This is a genomic window from Methylobacterium platani (genome assembly GCF_001653715.1).
GTDB classification, from domain to species: Bacteria; Pseudomonadota; Alphaproteobacteria; order Rhizobiales; family Beijerinckiaceae; genus Methylobacterium; species Methylobacterium platani.
Map to the genome: position 1 here is coordinate 80,796 of NZ_LWHQ01000043.1, position 12,712 is coordinate 93,507.

16 protein-coding genes are annotated in these 12,712 nt (G+C 73.1%); 10 read left to right on the forward strand and 6 right to left on the reverse strand.

What is annotated here, in order from left to right; translation table 11 throughout:
* Positions 1-32 precede the first annotated feature (32 nt).
* A complete protein-coding gene (locus A5481_RS21450) occupies positions 33-449 on the forward strand; it encodes a (deoxy)nucleoside triphosphate pyrophosphohydrolase (protein WP_048435724.1) in 417 nt (138 codons plus the stop codon).
* Positions 450-655: 206 nt separating this feature from the next.
* On the opposite strand, the gene A5481_RS21455 is transcribed toward A5481_RS21450, so the two are convergent.
* Both A5481_RS21455 and A5481_RS21460 read right to left on the reverse strand, forming a co-directional pair.
* Complete coding sequence (locus A5481_RS21455) at positions 656-1,009, reverse strand: DUF427 domain-containing protein (RefSeq protein ID WP_048435723.1); 354 nt, start codon at positions 1,007-1,009, stop codon at positions 656-658.
* Positions 1,006-1,887 carry a methyltransferase domain-containing protein gene (locus A5481_RS21460; protein WP_048435722.1) on the reverse strand — a complete coding sequence of 294 codons (882 nt, stop codon included), beginning with the start codon at positions 1,885-1,887 and terminating at the stop codon, positions 1,006-1,008. Before A5481_RS21460 ends, A5481_RS21455 begins: the two co-directional genes overlap by 4 nt.
* 125 nt (positions 1,888-2,012) lie before the next feature.
* On the opposite strand from A5481_RS21460, the gene A5481_RS21465 reads away from it, so the two are divergent.
* A complete protein-coding gene (locus tag A5481_RS21465) occupies positions 2,013-2,915 on the forward strand; it encodes a lytic transglycosylase domain-containing protein (protein WP_048435721.1) in 903 nt (300 codons plus the stop codon).
* Positions 2,916-3,122: 207 nt separating this feature from the next.
* Positions 3,123-3,263, forward strand: coding sequence for a hypothetical protein (locus A5481_RS33775; protein WP_156311981.1), 141 nt, complete (start codon positions 3,123-3,125; stop codon positions 3,261-3,263).
* 84 nt (positions 3,264-3,347) lie between these two features.
* Here A5481_RS33775 and A5481_RS21475 read toward each other — a convergent pair whose 3' ends face one another.
* The 4 genes from A5481_RS21475 to A5481_RS21490 form a co-directional block, all read right to left on the reverse strand.
* Positions 3,348-4,553, reverse strand: a complete 1,206-nt coding sequence (locus A5481_RS21475; RefSeq protein WP_048435719.1) for a pyrophosphate--fructose-6-phosphate 1-phosphotransferase — start codon at positions 4,551-4,553, stop codon at positions 3,348-3,350.
* A gap of 67 nt (positions 4,554-4,620) precedes the next feature.
* Complete coding sequence (fabI, locus tag A5481_RS21480) at positions 4,621-5,478, reverse strand: enoyl-ACP reductase FabI (protein WP_048435718.1); 858 nt, start codon at positions 5,476-5,478, stop codon at positions 4,621-4,623.
* A 134-nt stretch (positions 5,479-5,612) separates the two neighbouring features.
* A complete protein-coding gene (locus A5481_RS21485; protein WP_048435717.1) occupies positions 5,613-6,551 on the reverse strand; it encodes a DnaJ C-terminal domain-containing protein in 939 nt (312 codons plus the stop codon).
* 246 nt (positions 6,552-6,797) lie between these two features.
* Positions 6,798-7,247 carry an RT0821/Lpp0805 family surface protein gene (locus A5481_RS21490; protein WP_342447357.1) on the reverse strand — a complete coding sequence of 150 codons (450 nt, stop codon included), beginning with the start codon at positions 7,245-7,247 and terminating at the stop codon, positions 6,798-6,800.
* 182 nt (positions 7,248-7,429) lie between these two features.
* Here A5481_RS21490 and pdxH point away from each other — a divergent pair, with 182 nt between their 5' ends.
* The 7 genes from pdxH (at position 7,430) to A5481_RS21525 (ending at position 12,543) form a co-directional block, all read left to right on the forward strand.
* Positions 7,430-8,038 carry a pyridoxamine 5'-phosphate oxidase gene (gene pdxH, locus A5481_RS21495; RefSeq protein WP_048435715.1) on the forward strand — a complete coding sequence of 203 codons (609 nt, stop codon included), beginning with the start codon at positions 7,430-7,432 and terminating at the stop codon, positions 8,036-8,038.
* A 167-nt stretch (positions 8,039-8,205) separates the two neighbouring features.
* The gene (locus A5481_RS21500; RefSeq protein WP_048435729.1) at positions 8,206-8,928 is read left to right on the forward strand and encodes an SDR family NAD(P)-dependent oxidoreductase; all 723 of its coding nucleotides are present in this window, start codon (positions 8,206-8,208) and stop codon (positions 8,926-8,928) included.
* The gene (locus A5481_RS21505; protein WP_048435714.1) at positions 8,921-9,964 is read left to right on the forward strand and encodes a hypothetical protein; all 1,044 of its coding nucleotides are present in this window, start codon (positions 8,921-8,923) and stop codon (positions 9,962-9,964) included. The genes A5481_RS21500 and A5481_RS21505 overlap by 8 nt, the downstream gene beginning before the upstream one ends.
* Positions 9,965-9,999: 35 nt before the next feature.
* Positions 10,000-10,479 carry an NUDIX hydrolase gene (locus tag A5481_RS21510; protein ID WP_048435728.1) on the forward strand — a complete coding sequence of 160 codons (480 nt, stop codon included), beginning with the start codon at positions 10,000-10,002 and terminating at the stop codon, positions 10,477-10,479.
* On the forward strand, positions 10,476-10,919 hold the full coding sequence (locus A5481_RS21515; protein ID WP_048435713.1) for a TIGR02301 family protein: 444 nt from the start codon (positions 10,476-10,478) through the stop codon (positions 10,917-10,919). Before A5481_RS21510 ends, A5481_RS21515 begins: the two co-directional genes overlap by 4 nt.
* Before the next feature lie 195 nt (positions 10,920-11,114).
* Positions 11,115-11,378, forward strand: a complete 264-nt coding sequence (locus A5481_RS21520; protein ID WP_048435712.1) for a hypothetical protein — start codon at positions 11,115-11,117, stop codon at positions 11,376-11,378.
* 61 nt (positions 11,379-11,439) lie between these two features.
* Positions 11,440-12,543: an SPL family radical SAM protein gene (locus A5481_RS21525; RefSeq protein WP_048435711.1), complete on the forward strand. Its 1,104-nt coding sequence runs from the start codon at positions 11,440-11,442 to the stop codon at positions 12,541-12,543.
* Positions 12,544-12,712: the final 169 nt, after the last annotated feature.

Here is a 12,712-nt window from a genome sequence, read left to right on the forward strand (position 1 = left end):
CTCTCTTCCCCTCCCGCGCGAGCCGCCCCCGCATGGCCGATCCCGTCAAGCTCCTCCTCGTGGTGGCGGTCGCCCTCGTCGACCCGGACGGGCGCGTGCTGCTGGCCCAGCGCCCGCCCGGCAAGCAGCTCGCCGGCCTGTGGGAATTCCCGGGCGGCAAGATGGAGCCCGGCGAGCGGCCGGAGGAAACGCTGATCCGCGAGCTCGCGGAGGAGCTCGGCATCACCGTGAAGGCGGATTGCCTCGCCCCCCTCACCTTCGCGAGCCATGCCTACGAGACCTTCCACCTCCTGATGCCGCTCTACGTCTGCCGGCGCTGGGACGGCTTCGTGCAGTCGCGCGAGGGCCAGGCGCTCAAGTGGGTGCGCCCGCGCGACATGGCGGGCTACCCGATGCCGCCCGCCGACCTGCCGCTGCTGCCGGCGCTCGTCGACCTGCTGGGGCCGTGAGGGTTGGAGCATTTTCCGACGAAGCGGAAACCGGTTCGTCGCAGAAAATGCGCCAAAACAAAGATTTGGAGAGCTTCACGATGGCAACGCGATCGTGAAATGGTCTAGAGCAGCGCCCGATCACGTTGCAATCGGGCGCTGCTCCAGCCCTTTGATTCTGCCGCGTTGTCTTCGCCCGACCGGCGGCCACTTGGTCGGAAAATGCTCTAGTCGGCGAATTCCTCGATCGCGTCGACCTTGCTCGGATAGAACGCCAGGTAGCCGGCGATCGCCGCCACCTTCGGAAACGGCGCCTCGTAGCTCCACACCGCGTTCGCCCGTTCGACCCCGCCGGCGGTGATCGAGTAGTAGCTCGCATCGCCCTTGTGCGGGCAATGCGTGCGGTGCTCGGTGCGCGCGAAGAGGTCCATCTCGGCATCCTCCCGCGGGATGTACTGCACCGGCGCCATCCCGCCCTCGCGCAGGGTGAGGGCCCGGGTGGTCTCGGCGACGATCGTGCCGCCGAGCATCACGCGGATGCGGTGCGGGTTCGGCGCGATCGTGATGGGATGATCCGTCATGACGGCTCCTTGCGTTCGACGGTGCCGAGGGCGTCGGCCAGCCGCGTCTGGGCGCTGCCCGGCCGCAGCGGCTTCTGCTGGCTCTCGTGCGGCACCCAGCCCGAGAGCCAGATCAGCTCGAAGGTCGCGCGCAGGCGCCCGTCCGGATCGGCGAAACGCTCGGCGTAGAGGGCGGCCGCCCGCATCAGGGTCTCGCGGCGAAGCGTGCCGCGCCGCTCGCGCAGGGCGTTGGTGAGCCCCATGGCCCGCAGGTCGCGCATCAGCCCGAAGGGGTCGCCGTAGCGCACCGTCACGGTCTCGACGTCGGTCACCGGCAGGGCGAAGCCGGCGCGCTGGAGCAGGGACCCGAGGTCGCGCACCTCCGCGAAGGGCGCGACCCGGGGGCTCGCCCCCCCCTCGACCTCGCTCTCGGCCTGGGTGAGGACCTGGCGGAGCTCCGTCAGGGTGCGCCCGCCGAGCAGGCAGCCGACGAACAGCCCGTCGGGCTTGAGCGCCCGGCGCACCTGCACCAGGGCGCCCGGCAGGTCGTTGGCGTGCTGGAGCGCGAGCAGCGACACGGCGAGGTCGAAGCTCCGCTCCCCGAACGGCAGCGCCTCCGGATCCCCGACCGCCACCGCGAGGCCGGGGCTGCCCGCCTCCGGCACGGGGGTGAGGCGGGTCACGGCGGCGACCCGGCCGCTGGCCGTGAGCCACGCCGCCGCGGCCGGCACCGGCGTCCCGAGATCGAGGGCGCGGGGAAACTCCCGCAGGACCGCGCCGAGGCGGTCCGACAGGTCCTCGACCGCCCGGGCGACCAGGAAGTCGGCGAAGCCGGCGCGGCGTGCCCGGGCAAGGCGCGTGCGGATCAGGGACGTGTCGAACAGGTGCGGCGAGGACATCCCCCGCTAGATGGCGCGGCGGCGCCCCCGGCGCCAGGGCCTCACGCTCCGCCGCACGAGGAAACGCCGCCCGCGACGATCGCGCCTTGCCGAATCGTTCAGCGAATCGGGGTAAGTGTGGCGTCGTGACCCGCGCCCTCCTCGCCTTCTCCCTCGTCCTGGTCCTTGCCGGGCAAGCCCTGTCCGGACCGGCCCTGGCCGCCCCGTCGGCGCCCGCGCCCGCCGCTCCCGTAGCGGAGGGCGGCAAGGAGGAGACGGTCGAGCAGGCCCTGTGCCGGCTGATCGAGGGGGCGGCCAAGTCCAAGGGGCTGCCGGTCGCCTTCCTCACCCGGCTGATCTGGCGCGAGAGCAGCTTCCGGCCCGGCGTGGTCAGCCGCGCCGGCGCCCAGGGCGTGGCGCAGTTCATGCCCGGCACGGCACAGGAGCGCGGCCTGTCCGACCCGTTCGATCCCGAGCAGGCGATTCCGGCGGCGGCGCATCTCCTGATCGACCTGCGCGGGCGCTTCGGCAATCTCGGGCTCGCCGCCGCGGCCTATAACGGCGGACCCGGCCGGGTCGCCGCCTGGCTCGCCGGCACCGGCGGCCTGCCGGCCGAAACCCGGGCCTACGTCTCGGCGATCACCGGGCGCAGCGCCGAGGACTGGGCCGCCGCAGCCAAGGCCGAGCCGAAGGGCGATCTCGCCGAGCCCGCGGGCACCCGCTGCCTGCAGGTCACCGCCGCCCTGCGCATCCGCGGCCGCACCGACACCTTCTTCGCCGAGGCCGCCGCGGTGCTCGCCCCCTGGGGCGTCCAGCTCGCCGGCAACTTCTCGAAGTCGATCGCGCTCGCGAGCTTCGGCCGGGCCAAGGACCGCTACGCCGCGATCCTCGGCGACGTGCGCCCGATGGTCATCGGCACGCGGCTGCGCAACCGCGGCACGCGGGCCTTCTACCGCATCCGGGTTCCCGCGGAGACCCGCACCGGGGCCGAGGCCCTGTGCGGCCGCATCCGCGGGGTCGGCGGCGCCTGCATCGTACTGAAAACCTGAGGTTGGATCAATCTCACCCAAATGGGTGATGACACGGGGGGACCGGCTTTGGTTCGTTCACGAGGCGACATGGACCGACCATGGTTCGCGCAGTGGGCGAGCAGGGAGGGAAGCCCCATGACATTCGGCGATGGCGTGCCCCGCTGGGCGCGGAGGCGGGTCGAACGGCACCTCGCGCGTCACGGGGACGGCAAGGTGGTCCGCTGGATGACGTTCGCGACCGGAAACCGGCGCTTCAAGGCTGACGGGACGCCGGCCGAGTTCGGCGGCAACGTCGTGCCGTTCGCCCGCCGGGCCCCGGCCGCCGGGCCCGGGGAGACCGAGATGCTCGGCGCCACGGGCTCCTAGACCGCGCCCCGGATACTCACCTAGAGTGCGATCCGAGCCCGGTGCCGCTTCTGGCGCCGGGCTCCGTCATCGGCCCCGGGTCGTCTACCCCCGCGTCTGGCCGATGGCGTCGAGCAGCGCGGTGAACCACGGCGCGGCCGGATCGAACGCCTTGCCGCCGCGGATGCGCGGGAACTCGATCGCCCGCAGGCGTCCGCCCTGCTCCTCGTCGTGGCCGATCACGCCGGAGACGCCCTTCAGCGCGCATTCGACCGCGAGGTCGACCATGCCCTGGATCAGCCGCAGGTCGTCGGCGTTCGGCGCCGCCGAGCGGCAGAAATGGCCGGATTTCAGCACCAGGGTCTTCTCCGCCCCGATCATCGGCGCGAAGCGGTCGGCGAACCACTTGCCGACGTTGATCGTGTCGATCTTGACGTGGCCGAAGGGATCGCGGCCGAGCACCTCGCCCCGGCCCTCGATCTCCGCCACGATCTCGTCGAGGCCGGCGCCCTCGCTCAGGAAGACCGTGACGCAGTCCTTGGCGTCGAGCCGCTCCTTGAGCCGCGCCGCCTCCCGGGCGATGTCGAGGGGCATTTCCGGCAGGTAGACCGCATCGACGTCCTTGTGCGCCCGGTCGAGCCCGAATTCCGGCAGGAAGGCGGTGCGGTCGAGCCGCTCGCGATAGGCCTTCGCCGTCGCGGCGGTGAGCCAGCCGCATTTGCGGCCCATGATCTCGTGGACGATCAGCATGCGCGGGTTGGCGCTCTGCTCGTTGACGATGTTCTCGGCGAAGATCGCGCCCTGCTCGGCGGCGGTCCAGGCGCCCAGCGTCTGGCGGATCGGCACGACGTCGTTGTCGATGGTCTTCGGCAGCCCGACCACGGTCAGGTGGTAGCCGTTAGCCTCGAGATAGGCCGCGAGGTCGGCCGCCGTGGTGTTGGTGTCGTCGCCGCCGATCGTGTGCAGCACCGTCACCCCGTCGCGGGCGAGCCGGTCGGCCGCCACCTTGAGCGGGTCCTGCCCCTCCTGCACCAGGCCGCGCTTGATGCAGTCCTTGACGTTGGTGAGCTTGATCCGGCTGTTGCCGAGCGGCGAGCCGCCGTGGCGCAGGAGCACCTCGGCCCGGGCCCGCACCTCCGGGGTGACGGGGATGTGGTCGCCGAGGAGAAGGCCCTTGTAGCCGCTGCGGTAGCCGATGATCTCGGCGTCCGGCGCGAGATCGGTGTAGCGGGCGATCAGCCCGCCGACCGCCGCCGACAGGCAGGGCGCGAGGCCGCCGGCGGTGAGCATGGCGATCTTGGGGGTGGGCATGGCGGGCTCCGCGTGTCGATGCGAAGCCCATAGTGGGTCGAAGGGGCCGCCGGTCCAGCCCCGACCGTCAATCCTTGTCGAGGCTGAGGTCCGGCGCCTCGGGATTCTTCATGCCCACGACGTGGTAGCCGGCATCGACGTGCAGTATCTCGCCGGTCATGCCGCGGGACATGTCGGAGATCAGGTAGGCGGCGGTCTCGCCGACCTCGTCGATCGTGACGGTCCGCCGCAGGGGGGCGTTGTACTCGTTCCACTTCAGGATGTAGCGGAAGTCGCCGATGCCGGAGGCGGCCAGCGTCTTGATCGGGCCGGCCGAGATCGCGTTGACGCGGATCTTCTGGGGGCCGAGATCGGCCGCGAGGTAGCGCACCGACGCCTCCAGCGCCGCCTTGGCGACGCCCATGACGTTGTAGTGCGGCATCCACTTCTCGGCGCCGTAATAGGTCAGCGTGAGCAGCGAGCCGCCGTTCTTCATCAGCTTCTCGGCCCGCTGGGCGATCGCCGTGAACGAGTAGCAGGAGATCAGCAGCGACTTGGTGAAGTTCGCCTCGCTGGTCTCGAGGTAGCGGCCGGTCAGCTCGTCCTTGTCCGAGAAGGCGATGCAGTGGACGACGAAGTCGATCCCGTCGGGGAAGTGCCGGCCGGCGGCCTCGAACACGGCGTCGATCGAGGCCGGGTCGGTGACGTCGCAATGGCCGACGACCGCTGCGTCGAGCTCGCGGGCCAGGGGCTCGACGCGCTTCTTCAGCGCCTCGCCCTGATAGGTGAAGGCGAGCTCGGCACCGTGCTGGCGGGCGCTCTTGGCGATGCCCCAGGCGATCGAGCGGTTGTTGGCGACGCCGAGCACGAGGCCGCGCTTGCCGGCGAGAAGCCCGGTGCGGGGCTGCCCGTCATCCTGTACCTGTGCCCGGTTCGAGTCAGCCATGAGTCACCCAAAGAACAGCCGCCACGGGGAACGCGCGGCGGCCGGTTGGACCCGGCCGTGCATGGCTCCCCAGCGGTTTCCTTAACCGACGCCCGCGGGCGACGGAAGTGCGCCGGCTCCGGTAATACCCCGGCTCAGCTCGCGGCGGCGGCCGCGCGGCGCTTGCGGGCGAACTCGGTCAGCGCCTCGTCGGCGGTCGCCGGCAGGGTGACGGCGATGGCGGCCAGCAGGTCGCCGCGGGTGCCGTCCTTCTTCGGCAGGCCCTTGCCGCGCAGGCGGAAGACCCGGCCCGAGCTCGTCATCGGGGGGATCTTCATCTCGACCGCGCCGGTCAGGGTCTGGATCCGGATCGGGCCGCCGAGCACCGCATCCTCGAGCGGGACCTCGACGGAGGTGCGCAGGTCCGCGCCCTCGACCTGAAAGCGGGAATCGGCGGCGAAGCGGATGGTAAGGAGCGCGTCGCCCGGCTCGGCGCCGTGGGCACCCGGATAGCCGAGGCCGCGCAGGCGGATCACCTGCCCGTCGACCACGCCCTTGGGCACCACCACGTCGACCTCGCGGCCGCTCGGCAGGTTGAGGCGCAGCTTCGCCTCGCCGGCGACCTGGTCGAGGCCGACGGTCAGCTCGGCGGCGACGTCCTCGCCCTTCTGCGACGGCGCCCCGCGCCCGGCCCCGCCGGCGGAGCGGAACGCCTCGCCGAACAGGTGAGAGAAGATGTCCTCGCCGAAGCCGCCGGCCCCGCCGCCGCCCGCGCCGGCCCGGCCGCGGGCCATCGATTCGAAGTCGAAGCCGCCGCCACCGCCGCGGCCGGCCCCGCCGCCGCCGAAGCCCTCGAAGCCGGTGAAGCGGGGCTTGCCGTCGCCGTCGATGGCGCCGCGGTCGAACTGCTCGCGCTTCTTGGCGTCGCCCAGGATCTCGTAGGCCTGGTTGACCTCGGCGAAGCGGTCCTGCGCCTTGGCGTCGTTCTTGTTGCGGTCGGGGTGGTAGGCCTTGGCGAGCTTGCGGAAGGCTTTCTTGATCTCCGCCTCGTCGGCCGAACGGCTCACGCCGAGTACGTCGTAGGGGTTGCGCATGGCGATCCGATGGCGATTCGGGCGACGCGCCCAGGAGCGTTCGGCTCTCGGGGCGCTGCCGCCTCCTGAAAACGGGATGAGCCCTATCTGGCGACCGTGTTGCCGGATTGCAACGCAGGCGGAGCGGGAAGAGGCGAGGTTAGGTCACTTCGTTCGCGCGCGCCACGCTTGGCGAGCAGGCACGGGGTTTCTCGTTTCCCCGCCCGCGCCCTCTCCGGCACCGGCCGCATCGTCTCGAGTGCTCCCCTATCCCGGCTTCGACGACGCCTTCAGGCTCTTCAGCTCCCAGGCGCCGCCGGAGGGCCGGCAGCCGGTGCCGCGCACGAAGCGGTTGCCCGCCGGCCCGATCACCGAGGCGAGGAAGCCGCGGCAGATCTCGTCGTTCTTCACGAAGGGCAGCCCAGTCGGGTTGACCATGCCGCGCATGCCGGAATCCGGGTTGTCCCACTTCACCGGCTGGCCGTTGCCCTGGGGATCGAGGGCGACGCCGAGCGCCGCCTTGGCCCGGCGCCAATCCTCGCCGGAGAGGTCGGCGCCGAAGGTCCTGGGGGCCGCGGGCTCGATGCTGCCGGTGCTCTCGGGCTCCGGCGGGGCGGCATCGACCTGCGGCGTGAACATGATGAGCGGCTGGCTGCAGCCGCCGATCGCCAGGACGCCCGCGAGCGCGCTCGCCGCGAGGGCGAGGCCGAGCGTCACCGAACCGACTTTACACGCACCGCGACGCATTACACCTGTTCTCACGACCGGACGGCCTGCCGCGACGCATGAGGATGCGACGCCGGCCCGCCCCCGGTTCCGGTTGTCACACTGGCTGACGAGGCCACTTGGGGTGATGAGGCCCCTCGGGCCGATGAAGCCACTTGGGTAAGGACGATGCCGTGGACGGGTTAACGAAGGATGATTTCACGCAGAACCCGGATCCCTGGGCGCTGTTCCGGCAATGGTTTGCCGAAGCCGAGGCCTCCGAGCCGGAGGACCCGAACGCCATGGCGCTCGCGACCTGCGACGCCGACGGGCTGCCGGACGTGCGCATCGTGCTCCTGAAGGGCGTCGACGAGCGCGGATTCGTCTTCTACACCAACACCCTGTCGACCAAGGGGCAGGAGCTCGCGGACAATCCGCGCGCCGCGATCGTGCTGCACTGGAAGAGCCTGCGCCGCCAGGTGCGGGCCCGCGGCCCGGTGACGAAGGTCGACGACGCCGAGGCCGACGCCTACTACGCGACCCGCGCCCGCGACAGCCGCCTCGGCGCCTGGGCGAGCCGGCAGTCGCAGCCGCTGGAGAGCCGCGCGGCGCTGATCCGCGCGGTGGAGGAGGTGGGCGCCCGCTTCCCCGGCGAGGCCGTGCCGCGCCCGGCCCACTGGACCGGCTACCGCATCGCCCCGACCTCGATGGAGTTCTGGCACGACGGCGCCTACCGCCTGCACGACCGGGTGCGCTTCAGCCGCCGGGGCGACCGGTGGGAGGGCCAGCGCCTCTATCCGTGAGGCGGGCGGAGCGCGCGAGCTTTGCTGCGGCGCGGCGAGCCCTGGATTTCCGGGCCGCCGGGCCCTAACCTGAAGGCTCTTCGCGCCCCCCGCATGCCGGCGGCGCCCCGCACCGGACATCCCGAGGAACGGCCGTGGCCCAACCGTCGAACGAACGCCGCCGCGTGATGCTGCTCACCGGTGCGAGCCGGGGCATCGGTCACGCCACCGTGAAACGCTTCTCCGCGGCGGGCTGGCGCGTCATCACCTGCTCGCGCCACCCCTTCCCGGAGAACTGCCCGTGGGAGATGGGTCCGGAGGATCACCTGCAGGTCGATCTCGCCGATCCCGAGGACACGGTCCGCGCCGTGCGCGAGGTGGCCGGGCGGCTCGAGGCCGAGGGCGGGCTGCTGCACGCCCTCGTCAACAATGCCGGCATCTCGCCGAAGGGCCCCGGCGGCGCGCGGCTCGGCGCGATCGACACCCCGTTCTCCGACTGGCAGCGGGTGTTCCAGGTCAATTTCTTCGCCCCCATCCTGCTCGCCCGCGGCCTGTGCGAGGAGCTGACCCGGGCGCGCGGCTCGATCGTCAACGTGACGTCGATCGCGGGCTCGCGCGTCCACCCCTTCGCGGGGGCGGCCTACGCCACCTCGAAGGCGGCGCTCGCCGGCCTGACCCGCGAGATGGCCTCCGATTTCGGGCCGCTCGGCGTGCGGGTGAACGCGATCTCGCCCGGCGAGATCGACACCTCGATCCTCTCGCCCGGCACCGACAAGCTGGTGGCGCAGATCCCGCAACGGCGCCTCGGCACCCCGGACGAGGTCGCCAAGGCGATCTACTTCCTGTGCACCGAGGCCTCGTCCTACGTGAACGGCGCCGAGCTGCACATCAACGGCGGCCAGCATGTCTGAGCGGGCGGCGCTCGCCCTCGCGCTCCTGCTCTTCGCGTCGCCCGCCGCCGCCGAGCCGCGCGTCACGCTCCTCGACGTCCCGTTCCGGGTGACCCAGCTGCGCGACGCCGGCAGCGAGGCGGCGCTCGCCGTCGCCACCGCCGGCCTGCCGCAGCTGCCGCGCAAGCCCGGTCCCCTCGCGGTCGCCTGGGGCGAGACCGGGGCTGCGGTCGTCACCCTGTCGGGCGACCGGGTCGCGGTCATCCCCCTCCCCCTCGACGCGATCGAGGGCCTGACCGTCGGCGAGACGCCGAAGGGCGCGGTGCCGGGCTCGCGCCGGGTGCTGTCCGGCCCCGTCAGCGCCTACCTCTCGGGTCCGAGCCGCGGCCCCGACGGGCGCCCGGGCGCGGCCGGCGTGACGGTGCGCGAGCGCCAGAAGGTGACGATGAGCGCCGACCCGAAGCCGGTGCCGGTCGCCACCGCGACGGTACCGCCGGGTGCCGGCGCGACGTTCTCCGCCGACACGCTGCGGCCGATCGAGATCGGCGGCGCCCTCCACCTGCTCGCGCTCAGCGAGCGCCCGGAGGGCACGAGCCTCGCGGTGATCGGGCGGCGGGAGAGCGCGGGGCGGGACGGCGACTGGCGGGTGCGGACCGAGACCCCGCCCGAGCCCGGTCCCCTCGCCCTCGCGGCCGACCTTCCGGGCGCCCGGCCCGGCGCCGTGCTGGTGCGCGGCGAGGCGGGCCGGATCGAGCACTGGACGCTCGCGGGCGACAGGCCGGCGCGGCAATCCGAGGGCGGCCGCAGCGCGGATGGACGGGGCTTCGCCGCGCCCGGCGCGGCGCTCGCCGAGGACGAGGTGGTGCTCTCGACCCGCGACCGCACCGCCCTGGCCTACGTTCCGCTCAAGGACCTCGCCGAACGGGCGCGGGCGACGCTGCCGGCCCCCGTGGGGGCCGGTCTCGCCGTGTTAGGCTCCGGCCGCGGCGCCCCGGTGGTCGTGGCGCTCGCCGACGGGCGCCTCGCCGTGATGCGCGACGGGGATGCGCGGCCGTGAGCACCGGAACCGAGGTGCCGGCAGCGGACGCGGCCATGGGCGTGGCCTGGCGCCGGCGCCATCCCGTCCGCCCCTTCGTCGCCGCTTCCGCGGCGGTGGTGCGCGACGGGCGGGTGCTGCTCGCCGCCCGCGGCCAGGAGCCGATGCGCGGGATCTACACCCTGCCCGGCGGCCAGGTGGAGGTGGGCGAGACCCTGGCCGAGGCGGCCCTGCGCGAGCTGCACGAGGAGGTCGGGGTGGTGGCCGAGGTGGTCGCCGGCCTGGCGCCGCTCGAGGTGATCGAGCGCGACGCGGACGGGGCGGTGCTGCACCACTTCGTCATCCATCCCCACGCCGCCCGCTGGCGCGCCGGCGAGCCGACGACCGGGCCGGAGGCGCTCGACCTGCGCTGGGCGACGCCCGACGAGGCGCGCGCCCTGCCGACCACCCGGGGGCTGCACGCGGTGATCGCGCAGGCCCTGGCCGCCGTGGAGCGAGCATCCTCGGATCCGGCCGCCCCGGAGACCGAGGCATGAGGCGCGCCGTCATCCTGCTGGCCTGCCTCGCCGCGGCGACGCCGGCCCTGGCCCAGGGCCGGCCGAAGCCGGCCGCTCGCGGCACCGAGTCGAAGCCGCCCGAGAAGGAGGCCCCCGCGCCGGCGCCGGCGGACGCGCCCGCCCCCTACGACCGCGACCTGCTGCGCCTGTCCGAGATCATCGGCTCGCTCAGCTTCCTGCGCGAGCTGTGCGGCAACCCCGACGCGCCGGAATGGCCGGCCCGGATGAAGGCCCTGCTCGATTCCGAGGGCACCAGCCCGGGCCGCCGCGACCGCCTCGCCGGCGCCTACAACCGCGGCTACGGCGGCTACGCGGTGACCTACCGGGTCTGCACGCCGGCGGCCGTCGAGGCCGCCACCCGCTACATCGCGGAGGGCGAGCGCCTGTCGGTGGCCCTGGCCGGGCGATTCGGCGGATGACCGGCCGCCTGTTGCAGCTGCGCCACAGCCGTGACCCCGGCGCCGAGAGCACGGCATTCTCGCGGCGCTGTTAACCTCTTCGCAATTCCTTGCTGGCCGGGGCCCGGCCGATTGCCTATGAATCCGGTCATCACACGAGGCCGCTGCGGATTCGAGACCGCCGTTCTCACCAGAGACCCGATCTCAAGGCTGTCGATGACCGACTTCGAAACCCACGACCCCGCGCTCGATTCCGACCAGGAGGCGAAGCGCGCCGCCCTCAGCTACGTCTCCGAGGCCTTCGCGGAAGGCTGCCTGGACGGGCTCGACGGCGACTGCATGGCGCAGGCCGCCCTGTTCGCGGCCTTCCAGGAGCTGGTCCAGACCTACGGCGAGGAGGCGACCGCCCGCTACGCCGAGGGCTTCCCCGAGCGCATCCGGGGCGGCACCTACACGGTGCGGCCCGAAGCCCGGCACTGACGTTCCGGGTCCCGCGCGCCGGCGCGCGGGACCCGGAACGCCGCCCGCGCGTTCGCCGGGCATGACCCTTCACGATCCCGCCCCCGCCCGCGCGGCCCGTCCCTGGCGTCCGCGCCGGGTCGTCATCACGGCGGCGGCGCGGGAGCACGCCCACGGGCGGGCGATCGCCGCGCGGGCGGCCGGCCTCGGCCTTCCGGTCGAGGACCTCTCCGGCAACCGGCTCACCGGCGAAAACCTTGCCGGCCTGCGCCACCCCGACCCGCGCCGGGCCTATGTCGAGGCCAAGAACACCCTCGCGGTGGTGGTGGCGCCGCCGACCAAGCTGAAGCTGCAGCCGATCCCGCCGAGCGCCGACTGGCGCGTCGACCTCGCCGAGGGCTGCCCGGCGCATTGCCAGTACTGCTACCTCGCCGGCTCGCTCACCGGCCCGCCGGTGACCCGGGTCTACGCCAACCTGGACGAGATCCTGGGCAACCTCGCGGCCTATGCGGGGCGCGGCGGCGTCACCTCGGCGAACGCGGAGCGCGTGCAGGAGGGCACCACCTTCGAGGCCTCCTGCTACACAGATCCCCTCGGCATCGAGCACCTGACCGGCTCGCTCTCGGCGGCGATCCGGCATTTCGGTGCCTGGGACGCCCCGGTCACCCTGCGGGCGACCACCAAGTTCGCGGCGGTGGAGCCGCTGCTCGGGCTGCCCCACGGGCGGCGCACCCGCCTGCGCTTCTCGGTCAACCCGCCGGGCGCCGCCCGGTACGAGGGCGGCACCGCGCCGTTGCGCGAGCGCCTCGCCGCGATGGGGGCGGTGGCCCGGGCCGGCTACCCGGTCGGGATCACGGTGGCGCCGATCCTGCCCCTGCCCGACTGGCGCGAGGCCTACGCGGCGCTGTTCTGCGAGGCCGCTGCCGCGCTCGAAGGCGCGCCCGACCTCGACCTCACGGCGGAACTCATCACCCACCGCTTCACCCCCGGCTCGAAGGCGGTGCTGGAGGGCTGGTATCCGGGCTCGGACCTGCCGATGCGGGAGGCGGAGCGCAGCCGCAAGCTCACCAAGTTCGGCTCGGTGAAGTACGTCTTCCCGGCCGAGCTGATGCGGGAGATGAAGCAGCAGCTGACGCGGGACCTCGCCGAGCGCCTGCCGGCGGCGCGAGTGCTGTACTGGACGTGACGCCGGCCTGGAGCATCGTCCGACGACGTGGAAACCGGCCCGTCGCGGAAAACGCGACAAGGCAAGGACCGAGGCAAAGACTTGGAGAGCTTCGCGATTGCAGCGCGATCGCGAAGCTCCTCACGGTACACGACACCGCGACCGCGGCCCGACCATAGGGGCGGACGAT

What these genes read in the sequence shown, in the direction of transcription:
- A5481_RS21460 (WP_048435722.1), bottom strand. Translation starts at nt 1,887, where the DNA reads ATGTCCTCGCCGCACCTGTTCGACACGTCCCTGATCCGCACGCGCCTT.
- A5481_RS21485 (WP_048435717.1), bottom strand. Translation starts at nt 6,551, where the DNA reads ATGCGCAACCCCTACGACGTACTCGGCGTGAGCCGTTCGGCCGACGAG.
- A5481_RS33775 (WP_156311981.1), top strand. Translation starts at nt 3,123, where the DNA reads ATGACGTTCGCGACCGGAAACCGGCGCTTCAAGGCTGACGGGACGCCG.
- A5481_RS21475 (WP_048435719.1), bottom strand. Translation starts at nt 4,553, where the DNA reads ATGCCCACCCCCAAGATCGCCATGCTCACCGCCGGCGGCCTCGCGCCC.
- A5481_RS21510 (WP_048435728.1), top strand. Translation starts at nt 10,000, where the DNA reads ATGGGCGTGGCCTGGCGCCGGCGCCATCCCGTCCGCCCCTTCGTCGCC.
- A5481_RS21525 (WP_048435711.1), top strand. Translation starts at nt 11,440, where the DNA reads ATGACCCTTCACGATCCCGCCCCCGCCCGCGCGGCCCGTCCCTGGCGT.
- A5481_RS21505 (WP_048435714.1), top strand. Translation starts at nt 8,921, where the DNA reads ATGTCTGAGCGGGCGGCGCTCGCCCTCGCGCTCCTGCTCTTCGCGTCG.
- A5481_RS21515 (WP_048435713.1), top strand. Translation starts at nt 10,476, where the DNA reads ATGAGGCGCGCCGTCATCCTGCTGGCCTGCCTCGCCGCGGCGACGCCG.
- A5481_RS21500 (WP_048435729.1), top strand. Translation starts at nt 8,206, where the DNA reads ATGCTGCTCACCGGTGCGAGCCGGGGCATCGGTCACGCCACCGTGAAA.
- A5481_RS21455 (WP_048435723.1), bottom strand. Translation starts at nt 1,009, where the DNA reads ATGACGGATCATCCCATCACGATCGCGCCGAACCCGCACCGCATCCGC.
- A5481_RS21450 (WP_048435724.1), top strand. Translation starts at nt 33, where the DNA reads ATGGCCGATCCCGTCAAGCTCCTCCTCGTGGTGGCGGTCGCCCTCGTC.
- A5481_RS21520 (WP_048435712.1), top strand. Translation starts at nt 11,115, where the DNA reads ATGACCGACTTCGAAACCCACGACCCCGCGCTCGATTCCGACCAGGAG.
- fabI (WP_048435718.1), bottom strand. Translation starts at nt 5,478, where the DNA reads ATGGCTGACTCGAACCGGGCACAGGTACAGGATGACGGGCAGCCCCGC.